We start from the raw sequence: 23485 nt of genomic DNA, 5'->3' as shown, positions 1-23485 counted from the left end.
CCGGTTGGTTCCTGCCCTCCGCCGGAGGACGGCTGAGGGGCGGGCCATGACCGGCCCGCCCCGTGGCTTCGGCTTACTCCTCGACCCAGGCGTCGCGCAGGCCGTCGTTGATGCCGATGGCCGTGGTCACCAGATCCTGCACGCCGCAGCGGTAGATGGTCGGGAACTCGAGCTCCTGCAGCCATGCAACGGGCACGTCGCCGACGATCTCCTTCTGGATCTCGGCATAGGCGGCGGCGCGCTCCTCGGGGGTCACCATGCCCGCGGCAGCGGTCCACTTGGCGTCGAGCTCGGGGTTCTCGTAGCCCTCGACGTTGTTCCAGGGGCTGCCCTTGCTGATCTGGCTCGCCACGTAATTGCGCGACACGCCGAGCGCCGGGTCGCCGTACTGGTAGAGGTAGGTGAAGGCGAGGTCATAGTCCCACTGCGAGGTCTTCTCGTTCCAGCCCGCCACGTCGGTGCTGTCGATCTCGGCGTTGATGCCGACCTCCGAGAGGTTCTGGCGCACCGCCTCGGCCCAGCGTTGCCAGGTCTCGCCATAGGGCAGCGGCAGGATGCGCACGGTCTCGCCGCCGTAGCCCATCTCGGCCAGCAGTTCCTTGGCCTTGTCGGGGTTGTAGTCATACTGCGGGACGTCGGCGCTGTAGAAGTTGGTCGAGGAGGATACCGGCCCGGTCGCCACCTTGCCGAAGCCGTTCCACACCACGTCCTTCACGAAGTTGCGGTCCATGGCGAACATCACCGCCTGGCGGAAACGCACGTCGGCGGTCGGACCCTGCCGGTTGTTCATCCACATCCACGACAGCGGCGCGAAGAATTCCCAGCCCTTGCCGGTCGAACAGACGCCGTCCATCTCGGTCAGGCGCGGCACGTCCCAGTTCTCGACCGAGCCGCCGGGCAGCACATCGACCTCGCCGGTCTCGAAGGCCACGGCACGGGCGGCGGCGTCGGGGATCACCCGGTAGAAGACCTCGTCGAGGTAGGGCTTGCCCTCGATGTAATAGTCCTCGTTCTTCACGAGGTGGATGTAGCTGCCCTTCTCCCACTTCTCGAACTTGAAGGGGCCCGTGCCGATCGGCGTCGCGTTCATCTCGTTGGTGGCGTAGTCCGTGCCTTCGTAGAGGTGCTTGGGCACGATCGGCATGGTGCCGGCCTCGAAGGCGTTGATGAACGGGCCGAAGGGCTCCTTCAGCTTGAAGACCACGGTCTGCGGATCGGGCGCGGTGATGCTCTCGACATAGGCCAGCGAGGCGCGCAGGCGGGCGTGGGTCTCGCGCAGGAAGACATCGGCGGAAAAGACCACGTCATCGGCGCTGAAGGGCGCGCCGTCGTGCCATTTCACCCCGTCCTGCAGGTGGAAGGTGTAGGTGAGCCCGTCCTCGGAGATCTCCCAGCTTTTCGCGAGGCTCGGCTGCGGCTCGAGATCGGCGTTGTAGCGCAGCAGGCTCTCGTAGATGTCGCCCGCCACGAGCTGGGTCGGGCCGTTCTGCACGAGGCCCATCATCAGCCCCGGGGGCTCGGGCTGCACGACGATGTCGAGGCGGCCGCCGGACTGCTGCGCGGCGAGCGGCGCGGCGAGCATGGCGGCGATCAGGAAGGTGGTCGCTCTGAGTCTGGTCATGGGGGTCCCTGTCGGTTGGCTTTTCTGCTTTTCTTCGAAAGTCAGGCCCCGGCAGTCGCCCGGGGCGGGCTGGCGCTCAACCCCGGTAGCCCGGGGCATGCAGCTCGAGCCGGCGCAGCTGCGCGGCCCATTCGGGGTCGGGCTTGCCGCGAAGCTCGACGGAATCGTAGGCGTGCTGGTACTGGCGCGCGGTGTGCTCTGCGACATCGTCCGGCAGCACGTCGGCGGTGAGCCCCATGCCGAGCGCCGCCACCTGCGCCTTGCACGACCGCTCGAGGTTCAGCGCCAGCTTCACCGCCTCGGCCACCGAGCGGCCGAGCAGCAGCGTGCCGTGGTTGCGCAGCAGCATGACCTGCCGATCACCAAGGTCGGCGACGATGCGCTCGCGCTCGGCGAGGTCGAGCGCGATGCCCTCGTAGGCGTGGTAGGCGATGCGGCCGTGGAACTGCGCCGACCACTGGTTGAGGCTGAGCAGCCCCTCCTTCACCGACGAGACGGCAACGCCCGCGACGGTGTGGGTGTGCAGCACGCAGGCCGCGTCGTGCCGCGCCATGTGCACGGCGGAATGGATGGTGAAGCCCGCGGCATTGACCCCGGCGCCGTAGGGATCGTCGATCACCGCGCCGGTCTCGTCCACCGTCACGAGATTGGCGGCGGTCACTTCGTCGAAGCGCAGGCCGAAGGGGTTCAACAGGAAGCGCTTCTCGCCGCCGGGGCCATCGGGCAGGCGCGCCGAGATATGGGTGTAGATGCCGTCATCCATCCCCTCGAGGGCGATCAGCCGGTAGGCGGCGGCAAGGTCGCGGCGGAGGTTCTGGACTGCGGAAGCGGTCGCGCCGTCGGGCATTTGGCTCTCCTCGGATTGGCTCGCCGCCGGGGCAAGCACCGTGCATTGTCTTGCCCCATGGTAAGGGCAGCCCCCCTGCCCCGGTCAAGGGAATTGTCGACAATCGTCAAAATGACCCGTATCCTGGAGAAAATTCAGGCGCATGACGGCATGGCGAAATCTCCACAAAAGCCCGGTTTCCAGCCGCTCGACCGCGAGGGGCTGGTGCAGCGCGTCGCCGTGCTGCTCACCAAGGCGATCGTCACCGGCCAGCTTGCCCCCGGCGCGCGGCTCTCGGAATCCGTGGTGGCGCGCGAGCTCGGCCTCAGCCGCGCTCCGGTGCGCGAGGCGGCACGGCTGCTCGAGAACTCGGGTTTGGTGACCTACCACGCCAACCGCGGCTTCTTCGTGCGCGAGACCTCGGCCGAGGCGCTGAACGACCTCTACGAGCTGCGCATGGTGATCGAGGTGGCCGCGGCGCGCCGGGTGATCCGGCTGGGACTGACGGAGACCGTGGAGAAGCTCGCCGCGCAGATCGCCGAGCTGCACCGCGTCGCCGATCAGGACGCCGACATGCTCACCCAGGTCGAGGCTGACATGCAGTTCCACCGGCTGCTCTGCGCCGGCAGCGGCAACCCCAAGTTCCTGCATGTCTTCGAGCAGATCGCCGCCGAGACCGAGTTTTCCATCATGGTGATCGGGCGGCTCTACGACGACGCCCACAAGATCGCCGAGACCCACGAGCCGATCCTCGACGCCATCCGCCGCGGCGATGCCGACGCCGCCGAGGCGGCGCTGCGCTACCACATCGGCGAGGCACAGGAGCTGGTCACCCGGCAGTTCCGCGACCTGGAGGCCGCGCGCGCCGCGGACTGACCCGCGGCACCGGGCCGGATCAGAGCTTGCGGAAGGTCAGGTAGTGCGGCGTGCGGCCCTCGCGCAGCGCCTTCTGCTCGTAGCGGGTCGAGATCCAGTCGCCCCAGGGCTCGCGCCAGTCGCCCGGCCCCTCGGCCAGCCACTCGAACCCGGCCTTCGGCACTTCCTCGAGCGTCTGGCGCACGTAGTCGGGAATGTCGGTCGCGACGCGGAATTCCGCGCCCGGCTTCAACGCCCGCGCCAGCGGCTCGAGATGCTCCTGCGTCACGAAGCGGCGGCGGTGGTGGCGCGTCTTGGGCCAGGGATCGGGGTAGTTCAGGAAGGCCTTGTCGAGGCTCTCGTCCGGCAGCACGTCGAAGAGGTTGCGCGCATCGCCGGGGTAGACTCGAAGGTTCTCGACCCCAGCCTGCCGGATCTTGCCCAGCAGCATGGCTACGCCGTTGATGAAGGGCTCGCAGCCGATGATCCCCATGTGCGGATGGGTCGCCGCCTGGTGCACGAGGTGCTCGCCGCCGCCGAAGCCGATCTCCAGCCAGACCGGCTTGCCGCCGAACATGGCCTGCATGTCGAGCTTCTCGCGCTCGGGGTTCACCTCCCAGTCGACCGCGCCCGGCGAAAGCTTCGCCAGGTCCTCTTCGAGGTAGGTCTCCTGGCTCGGGCGCAGGGTCTTGCCCTTCACGCGGCCGTAGAAATTGCGCCAGGGGGCGTCGGGATGCTTGTTCGAGCTGGTCATGCGCCGCGATTTAGCGGCGAAGCGGGCGCGGAGCAATCACTTCCGCGCCCTTTTTGCAAGGCTCCGGCCGCGTGGCAGCCGGAGGCAGGTGCCTCAGTACGGGAACGGGTGCTGCTTGTGGGTGGCGTCGATCCGCTCGAGCAGCTCGTCCGAAAGCGTCACCTCCGCCGCGCCGAGCAGGTGCTCGAGCTGGCCGATCGTGGTCGCGCCGAAGATCGACGAGGCGACGAAGGGCCGCCGCGCCGACCAGGCCAGCGCCATGTGGATCGGGTCGAGCCCGAACTCCGCGGCAAGCGCGTGGTAGGCCGCGACCGCCGGGAAGACCCGCTCGGACTTGCGCCCGCCGAGATCGCCGTTGATCGCCATGCGCGAGCCCTCGGGCAGTGCACCGTCCTGGTATTTGCCGGTCAGCAGCCCCGCCCCGAGCGGCGAATAGGGCAGCAGGCCCACGTCCTCGTTGACCATCAGCTCGCCAAGGTCGGTGTCGGCCATGCGGTAGAGCAGCGAGTACTCGTTCTGCACCGAGGCGACGCGCGGGCCGCCCACCTCCGCCGCCATGCGCAGCCATTCGGCGGTGCCCCAGGCGCTGTCGTTCGACAGGCCGAAGGCGCGGATCGTGCCGCGGTCAACCTCGCGCTGCAGCGCGCCGAGCGCGTCGGCCATGTGCTGCCGGGTCTCCTCGCGGTCCTGCTTCCAGGGCGCGAAGGTCCAGTTCTGGCGGAAGGCGTAGCTGCCGCGGTTCGGCCAGTGGAACTGGTAGAGGTCGATGTAGTCCGTCTTCAGCCGCTTCAGCGAGGATTCGACGGCGACGGGAATGGTCGCAGAGCTGATCGGCGCCTCGTCACGCACGAGCTTCGACGGGCCGGTGTGCTTGCTGGCGAGGATCCACTCGCCGCGGCGGCCGGTCCTGGCGAACCAGTCGCCGAGGATCTCCTCGGTGCGGCCGACGGTCTCGGCGCGGACCGGGTTCACCGGGTACATCTCGGCGGTGTCCATGAAGTTGATGCCGGCGTCGAGCGCGCGCTCGATCTGCGCAAAGGCATCCTCCGGCGGCGTCTGGTTGCCATAGGTCATGGTCCCGAGGCAGAGCTCGGTGACCTGCATGCCGGTCCGGCCCAGCGGGTTTTTCTTCATCGGGAATCTCCTGTTAGCGCTCGGCGCGACACTAGTGGTCTCAGCCGGGATGCCAAGACCCGAAGCACCCCGGCGCCGCGGCGGCAGCCGCGGACGCCCAAGCGGCAGGCGGTCCCGGCGCGGGCCGCGGGCGCGAACCCTGGCGCAGGCCATGTGATCACAGATTCCACAGTTGATCCAAAAACGACCCGCCGCTGTCGCATATCGCCGCGACAGCGCCCGGGCCACATGTCCCTAACCGTCCCATGCGCCTGCCACTTTCCTTCGCCGCCCTCTTCCTCTCCGTCATCCTGCAGCAGCTTTCCTCCGGCGGCGTCGGCCCGCTGGATGCGCTCTCGGGGTTCGCGCTCCACTTCACCACCGCCGAGATCGGCTTCCTCGGCTCGGCGCATTTCATCGGCTTCTTCGTGGGCTGCTGGTGGGCGCCGCGCCTGATGGGAACGGTGGGCCACAGCCGCGCCTATGCCGCCTTCACCGTGGCCGGGGTGATCGGGCTCATCGCCCACCCGCTGGTCACCACCCCCGAGGCCTGGGCGCTCTTCCGAATGGCGACGGGGCTCTCGGTGGCCGGGGCCTACACGGTGATCGAGGCCTGGCTGCAGGCCGAGGTGACCAACGAGACCCGCGGCCGCGCCATGGCCGCCTACCGCATGGCCGACATGGGCGCGGCGCTGGTGGCGCAGATGCTGATCGGCGTGCTCGAGCCGGCGCATTACGTCAGCTACAACCTCCTCGCGCTGCTCTGCTGCGCCGCCATGCTGCCGATCACCCTCACCCGCCGCGCCCAGCCCGCCACCCCCGCCGCGCCGCGCCTGCGCCCGGGGCTTGCCGGCGCGCGCTCGCCGCTGGCGGTGGCCGGGGTGATCGTCTCGGCGCTCTCGGGCGCGAGCTTCCGCATGGTCGGCCCGATCTACGGCGCCGGCGTCGGGCTGCAGCCCGACCAGATCGGCCTTTTCCTCGCCGCCTACATCGCCGGCGGCGCGGCGGCGCAATACCCCGTCGGCTGGCTCGCCGACCGCTTCGACCGGCGCACCGTGCTGATCTGGCTCTCGATCGGCTCGATCCTCGTCTCGGTGGCCACCGCCACCATGACCGGCCTGTCACCGGCCGGAGTGATGGCCATGGCAGCGCTCTTCGGCGTGGTCACCTACCCGATCTACTCGGTCTCGGCCGCCCATGCCCATGACTTCGCCGACAGCTCGGAACGCATCGAGCTCTCGGCGGCGCTGATGTTCTGGTACGCGGTGGGGGCGATCGCCGCGCCCTACGGCGCGGCCCTGCTCATGGCCGCCTTCGGCCCCGCCTCGCTCTTTGCCCTGATCGGCGCGGGGCACGTGGTGCTGGTGGTCTTCGGCCTTGTCCGCATGCGCGCCCGCCCGGCGGCGCGGCGCACGCCCTACGTCTACGCGCCGCGCACCAGCTTCACCATCGGACGGCTGCTCTCGCGCCAGCGCGAAGAGCGCGACTGACCCCTCCTTCCGCATGTCTCAAATATCCTCGGGGGAGCGCGAGGGGGCAGACGGCCCCCTCGCCGCCGCACTGGCAAGCCCGCGCAACATCCGCTAAGAGCGCGACAACTCCACTATCATTCGCGGGACGAACATGGCACGTCATCTGATCACCTCGGCGATCCCCTACATCAACGGGATCAAGCATCTCGGCAACCTCGTGGGCAGCCAGCTGCCGGCCGACCTCTATGCCCGCTACCAGCGTGCCCGCGGCAACGAGGTGCTGTTCCTCTGCGCCACCGACGAGCACGGCACGCCGGCCGAGCTCGCCGCCGCCAAGGCCGGCAAGCCGGTCGCCGAGTATTGCGCCGAGATGCACGAGGTGCAGTCGAAGATCGCCGAGGGCTTCCGCCTCAGCTTCGACCATTTCGGCCGCTCGTCGAGCCCGCAGAACCACAAGCTGACCCAGCATTTCGCCGGGGTGCTGGCCGAGCGCGGCCTCATCCGCGAGGTGTCCGAGACGCAGATGTACTCGCCCACCGACGGGCGCTACCTGCCGGACCGCTACATCGAGGGCACCTGCCCCAACTGCGGCTTCGAGGATGCCCGCGGCGACCAGTGCGACAATTGCACCAAGCAGCTCGACCCGGTGGACCTGATCAACCCGCGCTCGGTGATCTCGGGCGCGACCGACCTCGAGATGCGCGAGACCAAGCACCTTTACCTGCGCCAGTCGGCGATGAAGGACGAGCTCGAGGCCTGGATCGACAGCAAGACCGATTGGCCGGTGCTGACCACCTCGATCGCCAAGAAATGGCTGAACGACGGCGACGGGCTTCAGGACCGCGGCATCACCCGCGATCTCGACTGGGGCATCCCGGTGAAGAAGGGCGAGGAAGAGTGGACGGGCATGGAGGGCAAGGTCTTCTACGTCTGGTTCGACGCGCCGATCGAGTACATTGCCTGCAGCCAGGAATGGGTCGACGCCGGCAAGGGCGACAACTGGGAGCGCTGGTGGCGCACCGACAAGGGCGCGGCGGACGTGACCTACACCCAGTTCATGGGCAAGGACAACGTGCCCTTCCACACCCTGTCGTTCCCGGCGACGATCCTCGGCTCGGGCGAGCCGTGGAAGCTGGTCGACTACATCAAGTCGTTCAACTACCTCAACTACGACGGTGGCCAGTTCTCGACCTCGCGCGGCCGCGGCGTGTTCATGGACCAGGCGCTGGAAATCCTGCCCGCCGACTACTGGCGCTGGTGGCTGCTGAGCCACGCGCCGGAAAGCTCGGATTCCGAGTTCACCTGGGAGAACTTCCAGGCCTCGGTGAACAAGGATCTCGCCGACGTGCTGGGCAACTTCGCCTCGCGCGTCACCAAGTTCTGCCGCTCGAAGTTCGGCGAGGTGGTGCCCGAGGGCGGCGCCATGGGCCCGCTCGAGACCAGGCTGATCGCCGACCTCGCGGAGAAGATCCGCGAGTACGAGACGCAGATGGAGGCGCACGAGGTGCGCAAGGCCGCCGGTGCGCTGCGCGCCGCCTGGGTGCTCGGCAACGAATACCTGCAGGAGGCCGCGCCCTGGTCGACCTTCAAGACCGACCCCGAGGCTGCGGCGATGCAGGTGCGCCTCGCGCTCAACATGATCCGGCTCTACGCGGTGATCTCCGCGCCCTTCATCCCCGACGCCTCGGCGCAGCTGCTGGCCGCGCTGAAGACCGAGGACGACGGCTGGCCGGGCGATCTCGATGCGGCGCTCTCGACCCTGCCCGCCGGCCATGTCTTCGAGGTGCCCGAGGTGACCTTCCGCAAGATCACCGACGAGGAGCGCGCCGACTGGCAGCAGCGCTTCGCCGGCACGCGCTGAGCCGCCTCCGGCGGGAGTATTTGAAGAAAGATGAAAGGGGCGCGGTCCGGACGGGGCCGCGCCCTTCTGCTGCGGCTACCTGCTCGGCACGCCGCCCTCGACGATGCCTGTAGGAGTCGGGCTCAGCCAGCTGTAGAGCAGCCCGCCGAGCGCGCCTCCGAGCAGCGGCGCCAGCCAGAAGAGCCAGAGCTGCCCCAGCGCCCAGCCCCCGACGAAGAGCGCCGGCCCGGTGCTGCGCGCCGGGTTGACCGAGGTGTTGGTGACCGGGATGCCGATCAGGTGGATGAGCGTCAGCGCAAGGCCGATGGCCAGCGGCGCGAAGCCCACCGGCGCCTGTCCATGGGTCGTGCCCATGATGATGAAGAGAAACATCATGGTCAGCACCACCTCGGCAACGAAGGCCGAGACCAGCGAGTAACCGCCCGGGCTGTGCTCGGCATAGCCGTTGGCGGCGAAGCCCGAGGCGACCACGTCGAACTCCGGCACCCCGCTCGCGATCACGTAGAGCACCGCCGCGCCGAGGATCGCCCCCACCACCTGCGCGACGATGTAGGGCAGGATGTCCGAGGCCGGGAAGCGGCCACCCGCCGCGAGCCCCACGGTGACCGCCGGGTTGAGATGGCAGCCCGAGACGTGGCCGATGGCATAGGCCATGGTCAGAACGGTGAGCCCGAAGGCGAGCGAGACCCCGAGCAGACCGATGCCGACCTCGGGGAAGGCCGCCGCGAGCACGGCCGAGCCGCAGCCGCCGAAGGTCAGCCAGAACGTACCGATGAGCTCGGCCGCGTATTTTCGGGATTGTCCCATCGCAAACTCCTTGGATTGAATAGATTGTAGAAAAATCGCGTGAGCCGGATACTGGCACCGGATTGCCCGGCCTCAAAGCTGTTTTCGAAGGGAAAACGCGGGCGCTGCGCGGCGCGATGCCGGGGCAGCCCTTGCCGGGTCGAGGTGACTTCGTCCCGCCCTTCCGACTCCACGCCGCTCGGGCCTGCGACCCGCGAGCGCCCGCGGTGCCCGGTCGCAAGGAGCGCGAATCTTCGGGGCAAGACGTGCGCGGGAACTGGGCCGCGAGGGTGCGGAAGAGTCTCTCGGAACCGCCCGGAAAGGCGCCCAAATATGCGCCGAGCCGGAAGATTCCCGCACCGGGAATTTTCCCCACGGAACCTCCACTTTCGCCTTGTTTCCCTCCCGACTCCTCATTAAACGGGTCGGCGGAGACGTGGCCGAGTGGTCGAAGGCACACCCCTGCTAAGGGTGCAGACGGGAAACCGTCTCGAGGGTTCGAATCCCTTCGTCTCCGCCATTTTTTCGCGCTTTGCGCGTGAAAAATATAAAATATTTCAATGTCATACGGCGTTTTGCGAATGTGATAGCGGTCAAATTTGCTACACATTTTGCTACACATCCCACCCAAAATTCCGCAAAGCCGCTGTCCCGTAGAACCGTGCAGGATGAAGGCTTCAAATCCCTGTATTAGATTTCGCGCGCGAGAAGTAGCGAGGAAACCGATGGCGCGCCTTGCCGCCACGAACTAGAAACTCAGGACACCAGGCTTCAGGCTTGTGTCCATGGCACGTCGTCGTTCGTCGCGCTGATGGCTAATGCATTCCCATCAAACCGACTCAGATTCTAGGTTGAATTGCCTGAACGGCGCGCTTCGATCGCGTTGCCCCTCCCAATTGCGACCAAGATCACTAAACCAGTAACCATAAGCGCTCATTGAGCGTGGAACTTAACGCTGAGGCACGATCCAATTATTCAAAGAGCGGAAGCTTAGGTTCCCGCCATCACCAAGGAATTGGAGTGACTTCCACTAAACTTAGAGATGCAGGGATTTATGCTCCATCAGAAGTCCCCGAGGCGCAGCTTGACCTTATTACAGACCACCTTAAGTTTCGCCTTATGGTCACGTCTAGCCTTGGCTTGGAACCTCTGAACGGACGTGTTATTTCTGGGGAACCGAGAGCACACTATTAAAAATGACATCTTCCTGTGGCCGATATGTGGCGTGATAGAAGGGTGTTTCACTGATGCGAAAAGTTGCTCGCATGCGTGATCTATATCGGAACCTTTGAATTCCATAAGCGAGAAATGCTCGTCGTTCGAGACAAAGCAATCACATCTTACACCTTCCTTCACGAGGCAATTATCAACCTGCCCCACTGAGTGCTCGACTCTGTCCGGATTTTCAATCGTCGCAGTTCTTTTGTTTTCGCCCACCGGGATAAGCGGATCTTTCCTGACATTAATGCACCCCGTCATATCGTCTCCTCCAAATCCAGGAGAGCATTAAACTCATCGGATAACGTGTCGGATATGGAGTCGAGGTACTGGGCGTCAATCAGGCCTTCTTCTTCATCTATAATTGACACCACTTCACCATCCCTAATGCACCAAGCGGAAAGCTGATCTCGTCTAATCCAACAGCTGCGCCCAATTATATCATTGAGGTCGGAGTTCTTCTTTTTTCTCCGGGATATCTGACCTGCCTTTAGAAAAACATTCAGCTTTGTCATGATATAAGGGCTGTGCGTGGTTAGAATTAAGCTCCGGCGCGACTTCTCTCCCAGAATGGTCCCAATTAGCGCATCCATCAGCGCACTTTGCGCGCTAGGGAAAAGGTGCGCCTCAGGTTCTTCGATGTATATCAGCTGTTTGTTTTTGGCAGATGCCCCTATGCGCTTGCGTCTATTCTCGAGCGCATCGTTCAGCATTATATTTTCCAAGAAGTACCATATCGGCATCAACTCTTGCTGACCGCTTGACAAAGAAGAGAAGGGCACTTTTCGCCCATCTTGCATTTCTATATATTCCGATTCTCTTTTGGTTGAAACGCGCCCACCGAACAATGACATCATCATTTCATTCCGTCGAGTCGCAAACGCCTCATCTGCCAATCCATGCAAAAAATGAGATTCGGATCGATCACGCCAATTCGCAAATACTCGTGCGAACTTTAGGGTGACGGGGTCTAGTGATCCCGCATGCTCGATACCGGCGACGAGCCGACCAATGCTCGTAAAGAATGCGCGACCAGCGGGAATAAAAGTCTGTTGTAGATAATAGACTTCCTTTATTTCGCGAGATATTTTAGCATTCACTTTCGATCGAACCTGCCAACTCATTTCAAGCGCGTTGGCGGCGCTGTACTCATCAGATGCTTGAAGCTCCACTCGGCTAGCCGCGATTTCTCTATGCGATTTCAAAGCAAAGTCATATATGGAATCAAACCACTTCGAAGTGGTGATGCTCACCTCATCCGATAACTGCTTTTTAATCGTCCTGCGCAGAATTCGAATGGAAAAGTCTCCAGATGTGTACGAAATGTTGAATCTCTTACTCCCCCATGCGGCAGGGGGGAACCACATAACGAATCTTTTGTGGAGTTGCTTCTTGTAATCTGAAACGGTCAAGCCGTCTTCTGCCGATCGCTGAAAATCCGAAAGAATTTCTGTGAAGAAATTGAATAGCTTTGTCGTAACACTCTTTCCGGATCCTTGCGGCCCTATAATAACATTTATATCTGTTATATCCATATCTGCGTGAGATATACAGGAAAAATCAACGATCTGGATGCGTGCCACGTTCACTTCCTAAGCTTAGTTTCATTCTTTGATATTTCTATGCGGGTGACAGATCAACATCAGATTCTGACGCCGTGGCGCCGTGGCCACAGTTCGCTCGGACGTTGACAGCGGGCCACTCAAGCATTGGCTAGAAAGCGGCAGAGCTACGATCACCATAACATCTTCTCACTGGATCTTTTCTCCTCGCGAAGGGATTTCTGGGACGTTCCTCCGATCTAGATAGTGTCTGGTGTCATTGCGGAATCTCTATGAAGTTTGGATACTCTCTTTCGCGCGCGCCTATCAGTATGAAGTGGAGCAGAGTCTTCTTCGCATTGCGAGGAACGGTAGCGCTGGCTGCTCTGAGCGCTCCAAGGCAGAAATGCGGACGCGCCAGCCGGGTAGCAGCAGAAGTCTCTGGCGCGTCCTGACGCGGGCGTTCCTGGCCCGCGTGTCTCGTTTATGATGCCATGCGCAATGCCACGATGGCTCGTTCAGCGTGCATCAGGTCATGCACGGCGAGCAGCGTCTCCTGCAGGTCGAAGAGGACCATCAGCGCTCGGCCAAGTTCGTCAGCGGCGCGGGTGCGCCGCTGGCTCGTCCAGTACGCAGGGGAGACATTGCACTCGTCGTTCTCGTAGTGGGCGACCTCGGTCGTACCGGCCTGGATCAGGCCGACGATGCGGTCACTGAGTCCGTCGATCTCGGCCAGGGCCTCCTCGTCGAAGATGCGTCTCCGAGCGATGCGATCAAGAAGCCGTTCCGGATCGCGCCGGTCGAGGGGCTCGAGATTGTGCAGGACATCTTCGCGGAGCGCGGTCGCGACGAGGCGCGATTTCGCGAAGGCCAAGGCTGCCAGTGCGTCGATGTTGTCGTAGGTGATGGGGAGGAGGTCAGTCATGGGAAGACACTTTCATGTCATTGCTGGCCGCAAGGAGGCTGCGGTTCCGCCCAAGGAAACCGCGGCCTTCCTGCTGCCAGCGGCGCTGTTCCTCACGCTTTTCACGACGGATCTCGCGCGCGATGTCGGCCTCGGCCTGGATGCGAGCGCGCACGGCATTCATCCGTTCGGCCAACGCGTCATCGAGGCGCCCGATGACCGGGGATGCCGTGATGTCAGCGAGTTCAAAACCGCTGTGGTCCAGGCTTACGGTGATCCGGCGAACGCCAACGAAACGGGTCGGTTGCTTCAGGCCAGCGTGCTCCATGGAGTTCTGGCCGGAAACGACGACGTTGTATCCGCTGTTCGCTTTGCCGCTGGACGATGTGCCGTAGGCGAGGGTCGCGGCGCGACGACCGAGGCGGTCGTGCACCTCGAGAACGAGGCAAGGGCGTCGCTTCGGCGAAAGCGGGGCCTGGCTGCCCTCCGCAGCGGGAAAGCGGAACAGAACGATATCGCCGCGCTGCAGTTCGGCTTGCCACACGGGAAGGCCTTCGAAGGCTGAGGCTGGATGAAACATGATGTGTCTCCTGATGGGTTTGTGTGAGACACCCAGCCCTTCGCGCATGAAGGGTGTTGTTGCTTGGGGCTGCGCGTCACCCGGACCGCGCAGCCCCAAGCAACAACAACCCTGCCAACATTCCTCCCACGCCCCGACCGTCGGCGGTCGAGAGCGCAAGCGGTATCCAGAGGCTTGAGCGGCGAATGCGTCAAAAGGGGGTGTGGGGGCAGGCCCATCGGCGGGGCCTCTCGCAAATCGCGCTGACCCGCCGGAGGCGCCGGACAGGGTGCAGGGAAAGACGGCGAGTGTTCCCTGCCCTGGGGGTCGAGGGGGATGGCGTGCCCCCTCGTCGAGCCGAAGGCTGCCAGGGGGTGCAGAGGGAGTGGCGAACGACGCCCCTGCGAGCAGGGGGTGGCCGGAGGGGGAGTGCGGAACGATGACCCTCCGGTCCGGCTGAAGGCCCCGGGCGGGTGCGGGAGGGTGGAGCGCCTCCCGCGCGGCGCGTCAGCGCCGCCGGGGTCCGGGGGCGGAGCCCCCGGCGAACGGCAGGCCGAACGCAGGCACCGAAGGTGCAGAAGTGCGGGCTGTTTAGTGAGTAATGGTCCTGCACAGTCCCTTGCGCGCGCGTTGGCCAATTCCTGCGGCGCAGAAACAGATCGACCCATTTTCTGACCTCAACCTCTGGAGGTCAGCTATGGCAGAAAAAACCACCCGGTCGTTCTGCGGTTCGAGGGCATGATGCCGGGCGACATCGCCGGCTACGAAGCGCATCGCTACCGCAAGGGCGGCGATCTCGGGCACATTCTCCCGGACCGGCCGAAACCGCGACGCCTCATCGGCAGCGAGACTTGGGCCCAAGAGGCGCTGGCGGAAATCGAGCTGATGAAGTTCGAGAGTTTCGCCGCCGAGCTCACCGACCTCGATCGGCGCAAACGCAGAAAGGAGATCCGCCAGCGGCGGATCGAGGGGCCGCGCGATCCGTGGCGCGCCTCGCGCCATGGCCCGATGCGAGAACTCATCCTCACCGCCAACAAGGAATGGTTCGAACACACGCAGAGCAGCGACGAGCTGTTCAGTACGGCGCGGGAGCGGCGGTTCGAAGAGCTCGCCGTCGCCTGGCTTCGCGAGAACTTCGGTGATGACGTGATCCATGCCCGTGCCGACCTGGACGAACAAGCCTTTCACATCCATGCCGTCATCATGCCACGCGCGACGGTGCAGAAATATGGGAAGCAGTGCGCCGTGCTTCAGCCATCAGTGCACCCGCTCATCAAGGACTACGAGGCAGCGCAGGATAGCGTCGGCGATTGGTTCAGCGAGATTGGTCTGGTCCGGGGCGAGCGTCGCAAACAGGCGATCCGCGACGCGCTGAACGACGGTCGGACGCCCCCCGCGAAGCGACGCCATGTGCGTCCCGCCGAATGGAGAGCGCGTGAGGAAAGGCGCCTCGCCGAGAAGGCCGCGCGCCTCGAGGTGCGCGAACGCGATGTGGCCGCGCGAGAGGAAGACGCAGAGGCCGTTCTGGCATATGCCGACGCCGTTTCGGCGGGTGAGATCGACGAGAACGGTCGGCCCATCGATCCCGACAGTCGTGGCGACAATCCGAGTTCCATCCCGCCCGGCGGCAAGACGTCCTTCGGGTTCGTAGCCGCACGCAAAGCATTCCGTGCGGCCGCAAAGCGGATCAGGGCGGGTGCCGAGGCCTATGCACTGCGCAAGGCGCGGAAACTGGTCGATGCAGATATCGCTGAAATCGAGAAAGCTGATGAGCTGATCGTCGAGATCGCGCAGTCCCTTCCCGTGCAGCAGCGCGCGCGGATTGCTGGAATCCGGCGTCGCCTCACCGCGCGGCTCATGGCCCTCGATACGCGCAAGAAGGGTCGTTCGCGCGGTCCAGATACAGGCTCCGAGGCGCCGCGATGAGGAAAGGAAAACGGCGAAATTTTTCATATGAAAGATTTCGAGAACGGCGGATTTTGTAATATTTGTCGTAAAATCATAACCCTAGGTGCCTGCGCGACATTTTCTTGGCTCCGCCGCTGCGGCGAAAATTTTTGGATATCCAATTCCTGCCCAAGCCGGAGACGGCGGGCGAAATCCCGAGGCTCCGGTGACACCGCAAATCCAATCTCGGAGCACCAATACATGAAGAAATCGCTGACCAAGAAACCCGCCCGGAAATCCGCCAAGCCCCAGTTCGAGATGTCGCAGGCCATGCGCGACCGCATGGAAAAAACCATGGCCACGATTGGTCGTCTCGCCGACAAGGAGGCCCGCAAGGACGACAAAGTCCAGCGGGAAGCCCGCGCGGCAATCGCCGACACCTTCGACGCTTGGCTCGACTGGCTGCAGGAGAGCGCCCCCGAGCAGGTCGAAGAGGTCTTCTTCGAGCTCGGCTGCTTCGCGACCGCGACCAACCGCCGGCGCATCTTCAAGCATGCCAAGGCACCGGAAGGCGTTGTCGAGAAGGTTCAGGAACAGGTCGAGCTTTGGAAGATCGAAGAGGCGGAGGTGAAAGAGGCGGCCGCGCTTGAGGCGCAGAATCAAGAATCCGCTGACGCCAATGCGTGAAACCTCAGCCCCGCGCGAAGTGCGCGCGCGGGGCGGACATCCGCACATGTACGAGAACGCAGTGTTTCCCGAATCCCAAATGTCCAGACCTGGCCGCGCTCGATATATCGGGCGTCCGCACAACGGAGACGCGACATGTAAGCAAGCAGCCACCTCCCCCCGAAACCAGCCGCGTATGTGCGGTGGTGGGGTATGGAGCGCTATGTCGCCACGACACGCCGCACGGGCAGCGGCAGCTGAAATCGCCCAAGACTGCAAGAGCCCGCTGGGTGAGCTGCAGGCCAAGGTCGACAGGTTGGTCAGAGCCCGGCTCGAGATCGCGCAGCGGATCACCAACGGGGAAGTGTGGTTGCGGCCGCTCTTGAAACGCTTCAAAGCCGAACTCGCGACACTCGAAGAAGAGCGCGACCTGACACTCGAAGCCGCCGAAATAGTCAACAGCGCCGCCCTTCACCGGGCGGCGTGACCCCTGCAGAGACAGCCTTCGAGAGATTGAGCACCGAGTGCTGTGGGATAGTAGAACTGCAAGCGTCGTCCGGGTAGCCGGGGATCTACTTCAGGTGGTCCGGTACATCGAGGACGACCTTCATGGCCAACTTCAGTTTCTCGGGTAATGGCATCTCATCACCATAGACCGCGCGCTCAAGGATTGCCTTGACGCTGTGGCCCATCATCACTCCTCGGACATCCAGAGCGATCCCGGCGCGTTTCATGCGGCTTTCCCATGAGTGGCGAATGCCACCGATCGTATGGTTCGGTGACGGCAAAAGGCCGTTGCTGCGCATAAACTTATTCATCGCAGCAGAGTAGCTGCTTTTTCCGCGATAGCGCGGGAAACCGTCAGGATGACGCTTCGCGGCCGCAAGCGCGACGCCCACAAGCGGCACCTTTCTCTTGGAAGCGGTGTTCTTGATCTCCCGCTTGATATTGCCCTCCTCAAGTTTGACCTCGAAATACGGGATCGGAGCGTCGAGGATGAACGCGCCTGGAGGCAGATCGTGGATTTCCGACTGTCGGCAACCGGTCTCGATCGAGATGAGCAAGATGTCTCTGGCTTGGTCGTTGGTGCCGTCAAAAGCGCCCGGGGCGAACCATTTCTCCTTGATCCACTCCACGGGAATTTCGAGCTTTCGGCTTTCTACCTTATGCCGATCCTTCAGCGTTACCCGGCGATACGGCTCCGGCGGGTCCGGTAGCGCAATGCTCTCGTAGTAGCGCCTTAACATTCCTGCCATGTTGGCGAAGTCCTTGTTTGCGCTTTCCATGGAAAGGTTCTCGGCGGCAATCTTCTTCTGCCACCACGCCTTGTGCTTGAGCGCCGCGGCATGGTCGATTTCCGAGACCAACGCATCTCGCCCGCCAAGCGCCGCCTGGAGATTGGCCACGGCGCGCTTGCGCGGGTTGCGCCACAGCCGCAACTGGTTCTCACTCTTGTAGCGGTTCTCATGCGCCGCCACGCGTTCGACCTCATCGACGAGCGCAGAGAGACGCACAGCTGGGCCTTCCAGTCCTCCAAGGAGCGCCCTCACGGTCTCTGGCGACGTATCCGCTTTCACGACCTCCACGCGCTCCAAGATATCGTCCAGCGGCGCCTCCAGGAGGTCGGAAAGCGGCCGATAGGTGAAACCGCGCGCCTGGGCAATCTTCGTCGCCGCTCGATAGGCATCGGCCTCGCCGGGGCGCTCCCTGATGGCCTTCATTGCCTCGAGCTCTGCGAGGAGCTTGGCTTCCATGTCAGGCAGAAGCTCGCGTGCCCGGCGCTCGCTGTCTGTCTGCAGACTGCGGTGGATTTCGTTGCGCCCCGCGACCGCGAGGTATCGCTTCGGCACCCGCATGCGCAGATGCCATGTCTGTCCGCGCTTGATCAGTCCTGCCATTCCTGACACCTGCTTTTCTTGGTTGGTCCCGGCGGAGCGGCCTTGCCGACCTGCTACACATTTTGCTACACATTCGGGTTCATCCATGAAGCCGGATGGTGGCAGAATGTTCAAATAATTGAGGCATTTTCTGCATTTCGAGACAGAAGTTAGAATCCCTTCGTCTCCGCCATTCCTCAGATGAAGAACTGTGGCTTACGCGCGAGAACCGGCGATCGGTCGTGCTGCCACTCCGCTTGCCGATCTCGATGCGCCCGGCTGCCGTCCGGCGCTTCTGTTTCAGCTTCGACGGTCTCCGAGGGCTGCTCCTCCCCGACCCGCGCCACGTGCACCGAGCGACGGGGTGCCCCGAACTGGTGAGGCACGGATGCGCAGATTGGAGCTCTCGGGACCGCCCTCATTTGTGGATTTGATCGCGGTCGGAAGCTGTAGTTCATTCCCGCTTTGCGCGCCGCACTCCCCACGATTCCAACCCTCGTCCTCCACTTAGAGCGTGCCGCTGGACGCTGCGCAGCGTCTTCCAAGCCGCCCCGCCATGTCGGGATACACCGCCCCGAGGGCCTCCTTCCCCAGGAGAACCGGCCCCAATCCCCGCAGCACCTTCTTTCCCCGCCGCCCCCGCTACCTGAACCCGACACCGCTGCGCTCGCGTGTCAGGTCGGACTGGAGAACGAGGGCCAGCGTCAGCGGCAGGGCGGCCAGCAGGGCAAGCAGCGTCATCGTCGCTCCCGCGCCGAGCGTCTCTATGAGAAACGCGCCCACCGTCGGGGCGGCGGCTCCGGCGAGAAGCATCGGGCGCGCCAGGCGGCCCATGAGCGCCGGATAGGCGCTCGCTCCGTAGAGCGCGAGGGGAAGCGCGCCGCGCGCGATGGACCAGAGCCCGTTCCCCGCGCCATAGGCGACGAGAGCGGCCGCGGCGGGCAGGCCGAGCGTCAGGCCGATGAAGCCGAGGAACACCAGCGCGGTCGCCGCGAGCATGGTCCAGACCGGGTGATGTCGGCCGCCCCCCATCATCTCGATGACGCGGGCGCCCACCTGCGATGGACCTATCAGGGTGCCGAGTACGATCGCGGCAGCGGAGGTGTAACCTCCGGCCGCCAGCAGCGTGACCATGTGGACGGACCAGATCGTCGCGAGAAGGGTCAGCGTGACCCCCGCCACCGCGATGCAGAGAAACCTGACATCGGCGGCTCGGGTCGGGGCGGCGCGGGTCGCGCCCCCTGCCCCCGGCTCCTGCCGCGTCGCCTCCGGCCTGCGTGGCAGGGCCCACCAGCAGAGCGGCAGCGTGCCGAAGAGGTGCAGGCCCGCGTAGACGAGGCAGGTCTCGCGCCAGCCGATCGCCTCGACCAGCCAGGCGGAGAGCGGCCAGCAGACGGTGCTCGCGAAGCCGCCCCAGAGCGTCAGCTGGGTGATCGCCGCGCGCGCCTCGCGTCCGAAGGCGGCACCGAGGACGGAGAAGGCGGCATCGTAGAGCCCCGCCGCCATCCCGAGGCCGAGCACGCCCCAGGCCAGCAGGTAGGCCCAGGGCGCCTGCGAAAGGCTCAGCAGGACGAGACCCGCCGCGATCAGCACCATCCCGACGCAGAGCGTCCCCCGCCCCCCGGTGAGCCCGATCCGGCGGCCGACCATGGGCGCGGCAAGGCCCGACATCAGCAGCGCGACCGAAACCCCGGCCGAGATCAGCGCCTGGCTCCAGCCGGTGTCGGCCGCGATCGCTGCGGCGAGCGGGGCGATCAGGTAATAGCTGCTGCCCCAGGCGAAGATCTGGACGATGCCGAGGGCGGACACCACGCGGGTCCGGGAGCGGGTCATCGAGCGCGGTCCGCCGCGGCCCCGGTCTCGCCGCGGTCATCCGCGCAGCACTCGTCGACCAGGAAGCCGATGAGCGCGCGCATGGCGGGATACTCGGCATGGCAGTTGAGGATGGTCCCCTCCCGCTCCTGCCGGATCAACCCGACTTCCAGCAGCTTCTTCAGGTGGTGCGACAGGGTCGAGGCCGGCAGGCCGATCGCCTCCTGCACGCGGGCAACCGGCAGGCCGGCATCGCCCGCCCGCACCAGCGCGCGGTAGATGCTCAGCCGGGTCGGATTGCCGATCGCATCGAGTTGTCGGGACGCTGTTTCGATATCCATGGAAATAGTTGCGCGCCGTTGGCTCGCGGCGTCAACAGCTATTTCCACGTTTATCGAATTACCCAGCTTTCCGGCAAAGGCACCGCTATTCGGACGTGCTCATCCCGAGGCGTCCGAGCACGCGGCGCTCGGCGATCACCACCAGCTGGTAGAAGGTCACCGACAGGATCAGCGAGACCGCGGCGACCGACCAGATCATGCCGTAGTCGAGATAGCCGCGCGACTGGTTGAGCAGGTTGCCGAGCCCGCGCCCCGTCGCCAGCCATTCGGCGATCATCACCCCCAGCAGCGCGCGCGGCACCGTGAGGCGTGTCGCGGCGAAGAGATAGGGCAGCGAGGCGGGGATCGTCACGAGGCGCATCTCGGTCCAGCGGCTGGCGCCATAGGCCCGCGGCAATTCCTCGGCGCTGCGCGGCACCAGCGCGATGCCCTGCGCCAGCGTCACGAAGGCCGGGAAGAAGGTCACCGAGATCGTCACCCAGAGCGTCAGCGACGTGCCCCGCCCGAGGATCAGCACCAGCAGCGGCGTCAGCGCCACCAGCGGCATGGTCTGGGTGACCAGCGCGACCGGCAGGAAGCCCTCGACGAAGCGCGGCACGAGCCGGGAGAGGATCGCCAGCAGGAAGGCAAAGGCCGGCCCCGCCGCCATGCCGACGAAGGTGATCGGCAGGGTCTGCCCCAGTGCCACCAGCAGCTTTGCCTGCGCCGCGGCGGCGCCGGGCGACTGGAAGAGGTAGGCCAGTACGTCACCCGGGGTCTTGGCGATCATCGCGGGCGCGCCGCTGAGGCGGATCAGTCCCCACCAGAGCGCGAAGGGCAGGAGCAGCGTCGCAAGCGCCATGGCGATGCGGCGCGCGGCGCTCCCCGTCTCGGCCCTGCCCGTCGGCACGGCGGTGTTCAGCGTCACCGCCCGCGTCGCGCCGAGCAGGCGGCGCGACAGCAGCGCGAAGCCGGCATAGCTCAGCCCGGCGATCAGCGTCGCGACAAGGCCGATGCCCCACAGCCGGTCGGGCTCGCCCCGGCCGAGCGAGCCGAGCAGGTAGGCGCCGAGCCCCCAGCGCCCGCCACCGCCGAACTCGGCCAGGATCGCGCCCAGAACGGCGTTGGGCGCGGCGACGCGCAGACCGGCAAGGATCGCCGGCACCGCGCCGCGGAACTGGACCAGCCGCAGGATCGTCCAGCGGCTTCCGCCATAGGCGCGCACCACGTCCTCGGCCCGGCTGTCGGCCTGCGAGAGGCCGATCACCGTCGAGGTCATGGTGACGAAATAGACGCCGAGCGCCGCGAGGGTGATGCGCGGCGCCATGCCCGACAGGGTCAGCGCAAGGATCGGCGCGATTGCGATCGGCGGCAGCGCGAAGGCGGCGATGTTGATGCCGCGGAAGAGCCGCAGCAGCGGCGGCGAGAGGGCAAAGGCCATGCCGCCGGCGACGGCGACGGCGTTCCCGATCAGGAAGCCCAAGACCGAGGCGAAGAGCGTCGCGCCGATGTGGCGGGGATAGTCCGCGCGATCCTGCCAGAGCCGCAGGAGGATGTCGCTCGGCGGCGGCAATGCGCCGCCCGCCACCAGACCGAGTTGCCCGACGACTTCCCAGGCCAGCAGCAGGATCAGCGCGGTGCCCAGCCCCGCGCGGTGCCGGAGCCTTTCAGGAGCCATGCAGGACCTCGGCCACGTGGTCGCAGATCCGGTGGAAGGCGGGATCGGAAAAGAGCGGCGGTTTGCGCGGGCGCTCGAAAGGCACGTCGATAACGTCGACCACCCGCCCCGGCCCGGAATGCATCACGACCACCCGGTCCGACAGGAACACCGCCTCGTCGATGCCGTGGGTGACCAGCAGCGCGGTCGAGCCGGTCTCCGACCAGATGCGCTGCAGCTCGACGTTCATCTGGCGGCGCAGGATCTGGTCGAGCGCGCCGAAGGGCTCGTCCATGAACAGGACCTGCGGCCGGGTGACCAGCGCCCGCGCGATGGCGACGCGCTGCCGCATCCCACCCGACAGCTCGCCGGGCAGGGAATTCTCGTAGCCCTTCAGCCCCACGAGGTCGATCATCGCCTGCACCTGCGCGGCCTCGGCCCCGGGCCTGCGTCCCAGCACCTCGAGCGGCACCTCGACATTGCGCCGCACCGTGCGCCAGGGCAGCAGCGCGGCGTCCTGGAAGGCAACCCCGGTGACCCCGTCGCGCGCGGCCTCGAGCGAGGGCCTGCCCGCCACCCGCACCTCGCCCGCGTCTGCGCTCTCGAGCCCCAGCGCGATGCGCATCACCGTGGACTTGCCGCAGCCTGACGGGCCGATGATCGAGGTGAAAGACCCCGGCGGACAGGCCAGCGAGACCTCCCGCAGCGCCTCGACCACCTTGCCCCGCCCGGTGAAGGTCTTGCTCACACCGGACAATGAAATCCCGTCAGGCCGCGTCATCAGATCTCCGCAAGCAGCGAGGTGTCGAACATCTCGGCGCTGCCGACGATCCCAACTTCGCCGAGCGCGCTGAGGCATTTCTCGATGCCGTCCTCGGTCAGCGCAAAGCAGCCCTCGGGGCAGTCGATCAGCGGCTTCTGGGCGGTGTTGAAATAGACCTCGTTCTCGATCGAGCGCCCGGTGCCCATGAAGTGGCTGTCCGCGAATTTCGGCGGCCAGACGGTGGGGTCGGCCAGGTTCTCGGCCCAGGCCTTGCGCGAGGCTGCGAGCCAGGCCACCAGCAGGTCGCGCTTCTCGTTCAGCACGGCCTCGGTGACCACGACGGTGTCGTTGTAGATCGTGTAGCCGAAATCGTAGAGCAGGAACGAGCTCGCCTCCTCGCCCGCCTGCTGGATGGTGAACGGAACGTTGGTGGTGAAATCGAGGCTCGCGTCGATCTCGCCCTTGACCAGCGGGGTCGGATCGTAGGCGTAGGGCACGATGTTGACCTGGCCGGGCTCGATCCCGTTCATCTTCAGCATCGCCTCGACCGAGATCACGTTGACCGGCGGCACCGCCAGCGTCTTGCCGATCAGGTCCTTGGGCTCGCGGATCGGCGCCTTGGCAAGGGACACAATGCCGATCGGGTTCTTCTGGTACTGCGCGCCTATGATCCTGAAGGGCGCGCCCTGCTCGACGATCGCCTTGATGGTAGTGTCGGGCGTGGTCAGCGCCAGGTCGGCGCGGCCGGCGATGAGCGTGCTCTCGGGGATCACGTCGGGCCCGCCCGGCAGGTACTCGAGCTCGAGCCCGGCCTCCGCGTAATAGCCCTGGTCCAGCCCGAGGAAGTAGCCGGTGAACTCCGCGTCGTTGATCCAGGCGGCCTGCATGGTCAGCGGAGCGGTGGCGGCAAGAGCCCGGCGCGGCAGCGTCGCGGTCGCGAGCCCCGCGGCGGCGGTGCCGAGGAAGGCGCGACGGTTGAGAGAAGCGGTCATG

The 23485-nt window shown here is 65.3% G+C and carries 20 protein-coding genes and 1 tRNA gene; 7 read left to right on the top strand and 14 right to left on the bottom strand.

Annotated elements, in window-relative coordinates:
- Window positions 1-73: 73 nt before the first annotated feature.
- A complete protein-coding gene (locus PVT71_RS09120) occupies window positions 74-1621 on the bottom strand; it encodes an ABC transporter substrate-binding protein (RefSeq protein WP_353471474.1) in 1548 nt (515 codons plus the stop codon).
- 76 nt (window positions 1622-1697) lie between these two features.
- Entirely contained in the window at window positions 1698-2468 is a 771-nt protein-coding gene (locus PVT71_RS09115; protein ID WP_353471473.1) for a class II aldolase/adducin family protein, read from the bottom strand.
- 111 nt (window positions 2469-2579) lie between these two features.
- Here PVT71_RS09115 and PVT71_RS09110 point away from each other — a divergent pair, with 111 nt between their 5' ends.
- The gene (locus PVT71_RS09110) at window positions 2580-3323 is read left to right on the top strand and encodes a GntR family transcriptional regulator (protein WP_353471472.1); all 744 of its coding nucleotides are present in this window, start codon (window positions 2580-2582) and stop codon (window positions 3321-3323) included.
- Window positions 3324-3342: 19 nt separating this feature from the next.
- Here the strand turns inward: PVT71_RS09110 and trmB are convergent, their stop codons facing one another.
- Both trmB and PVT71_RS09100 read right to left on the bottom strand, forming a co-directional pair.
- Window positions 3343-4056 (bottom strand): tRNA (guanosine(46)-N7)-methyltransferase TrmB, encoded by a 714-nt coding sequence (trmB, locus tag PVT71_RS09105; protein ID WP_353471471.1) that lies wholly within the window; start codon window positions 4054-4056, stop codon window positions 3343-3345.
- Between the two features lie 93 nt (window positions 4057-4149).
- Entirely contained in the window at window positions 4150-5190 is a 1041-nt protein-coding gene (locus tag PVT71_RS09100; RefSeq protein WP_353471470.1) for an aldo/keto reductase, read from the bottom strand.
- A 245-nt stretch (window positions 5191-5435) separates the two neighbouring features.
- Here PVT71_RS09100 and PVT71_RS09095 point away from each other — a divergent pair, with 245 nt between their 5' ends.
- Window positions 5436-6659 (top strand): MFS transporter, encoded by a 1224-nt coding sequence (locus PVT71_RS09095; RefSeq protein WP_353471469.1) that lies wholly within the window; start codon window positions 5436-5438, stop codon window positions 6657-6659.
- A gap of 133 nt (window positions 6660-6792) precedes the next feature.
- On the top strand, window positions 6793-8502 hold the full coding sequence (gene metG, locus PVT71_RS09090; protein ID WP_353471468.1) for a methionine--tRNA ligase: 1710 nt from the start codon (window positions 6793-6795) through the stop codon (window positions 8500-8502).
- 75 nt (window positions 8503-8577) lie between these two features.
- On the opposite strand, the gene aqpZ is transcribed toward metG, so the two are convergent.
- Entirely contained in the window at window positions 8578-9309 is a 732-nt protein-coding gene (gene aqpZ / locus PVT71_RS09085; protein WP_353471467.1) for an aquaporin Z, read from the bottom strand.
- 409 nt (window positions 9310-9718) lie between these two features.
- Here aqpZ and PVT71_RS09080 point away from each other — a divergent pair.
- Window positions 9719-9808 (top strand) — tRNA-Ser (locus PVT71_RS09080).
- Between the two features lie 955 nt (window positions 9809-10763).
- On the opposite strand, the gene PVT71_RS09075 is transcribed toward PVT71_RS09080, so the two are convergent.
- From PVT71_RS09075 to PVT71_RS09065, 3 genes are all read right to left on the bottom strand, one after another.
- Window positions 10764-12089: an AAA family ATPase gene (locus PVT71_RS09075; protein WP_353471466.1), complete on the bottom strand. Its 1326-nt coding sequence runs from the start codon at window positions 12087-12089 to the stop codon at window positions 10764-10766.
- 442 nt (window positions 12090-12531) lie between these two features.
- Entirely contained in the window at window positions 12532-12972 is a 441-nt protein-coding gene (locus PVT71_RS09070) for a hypothetical protein (RefSeq protein WP_353471465.1), read from the bottom strand.
- On the bottom strand, window positions 12965-13531 hold the full coding sequence (locus PVT71_RS09065) for a type II toxin-antitoxin system PemK/MazF family toxin (RefSeq protein WP_353471464.1): 567 nt from the start codon (window positions 13529-13531) through the stop codon (window positions 12965-12967). The genes PVT71_RS09070 and PVT71_RS09065 overlap by 8 nt, the downstream gene beginning before the upstream one ends.
- A 720-nt stretch (window positions 13532-14251) precedes the next feature.
- Between PVT71_RS09065 and PVT71_RS09060 the strand changes: the two genes are divergently transcribed.
- The 3 genes from PVT71_RS09060 to PVT71_RS09050 all read left to right on the top strand — a co-directional run bounded on the left by PVT71_RS09060 (window position 14252) and on the right by PVT71_RS09050 (window position 16550).
- Window positions 14252-15436, top strand: a complete 1185-nt coding sequence (locus tag PVT71_RS09060) for a plasmid recombination protein (RefSeq protein ID WP_353471463.1) — start codon at window positions 14252-14254, stop codon at window positions 15434-15436.
- A gap of 222 nt (window positions 15437-15658) precedes the next feature.
- Window positions 15659-16084: a hypothetical protein gene (locus tag PVT71_RS09055; RefSeq protein ID WP_353471462.1), complete on the top strand. Its 426-nt coding sequence runs from the start codon at window positions 15659-15661 to the stop codon at window positions 16082-16084.
- Between the two features lie 202 nt (window positions 16085-16286).
- Window positions 16287-16550 (top strand): hypothetical protein, encoded by a 264-nt coding sequence (locus tag PVT71_RS09050; RefSeq protein WP_353471461.1) that lies wholly within the window; start codon window positions 16287-16289, stop codon window positions 16548-16550.
- A gap of 85 nt (window positions 16551-16635) precedes the next feature.
- Here PVT71_RS09050 and PVT71_RS09045 read toward each other — a convergent pair whose 3' ends face one another.
- From PVT71_RS09045 to PVT71_RS09020, 6 genes are all read right to left on the bottom strand, one after another.
- The gene (locus PVT71_RS09045) at window positions 16636-17961 is read right to left on the bottom strand and encodes a DUF6538 domain-containing protein (RefSeq protein ID WP_353471460.1); all 1326 of its coding nucleotides are present in this window, start codon (window positions 17959-17961) and stop codon (window positions 16636-16638) included.
- A gap of 621 nt (window positions 17962-18582) precedes the next feature.
- Window positions 18583-19773 (bottom strand): MFS transporter, encoded by a 1191-nt coding sequence (locus tag PVT71_RS09040; RefSeq protein ID WP_353471459.1) that lies wholly within the window; start codon window positions 19771-19773, stop codon window positions 18583-18585.
- A complete protein-coding gene (locus PVT71_RS09035) occupies window positions 19770-20093 on the bottom strand; it encodes a metalloregulator ArsR/SmtB family transcription factor (protein ID WP_353471458.1) in 324 nt (107 codons plus the stop codon). The genes PVT71_RS09040 and PVT71_RS09035 overlap by 4 nt, the downstream gene beginning before the upstream one ends.
- An 85-nt stretch (window positions 20094-20178) precedes the next feature.
- A complete protein-coding gene (locus PVT71_RS09030; RefSeq protein WP_353471457.1) occupies window positions 20179-21750 on the bottom strand; it encodes an ABC transporter permease subunit in 1572 nt (523 codons plus the stop codon).
- The gene (locus PVT71_RS09025) at window positions 21740-22510 is read right to left on the bottom strand and encodes an ABC transporter ATP-binding protein (RefSeq protein WP_353471456.1); all 771 of its coding nucleotides are present in this window, start codon (window positions 22508-22510) and stop codon (window positions 21740-21742) included. The genes PVT71_RS09030 and PVT71_RS09025 overlap by 11 nt, the downstream gene beginning before the upstream one ends.
- A complete protein-coding gene (locus PVT71_RS09020) occupies window positions 22510-23484 on the bottom strand; it encodes an ABC transporter substrate-binding protein (RefSeq protein WP_353471455.1) in 975 nt (324 codons plus the stop codon). The genes PVT71_RS09025 and PVT71_RS09020 overlap by 1 nt, the downstream gene beginning before the upstream one ends.
- Between the last annotated feature and the right edge of the window lies 1 nt (window position 23485).

The sequence above is a fragment of the Salipiger sp. H15 genome, from assembly GCF_040409955.1.
GTDB lineage: Bacteria > Pseudomonadota > Alphaproteobacteria > Rhodobacterales > Rhodobacteraceae > Salipiger.
Note: the sequence above shows the minus strand (reverse complement) of the source record. Positions and strands in the feature narration are given on the sequence as shown.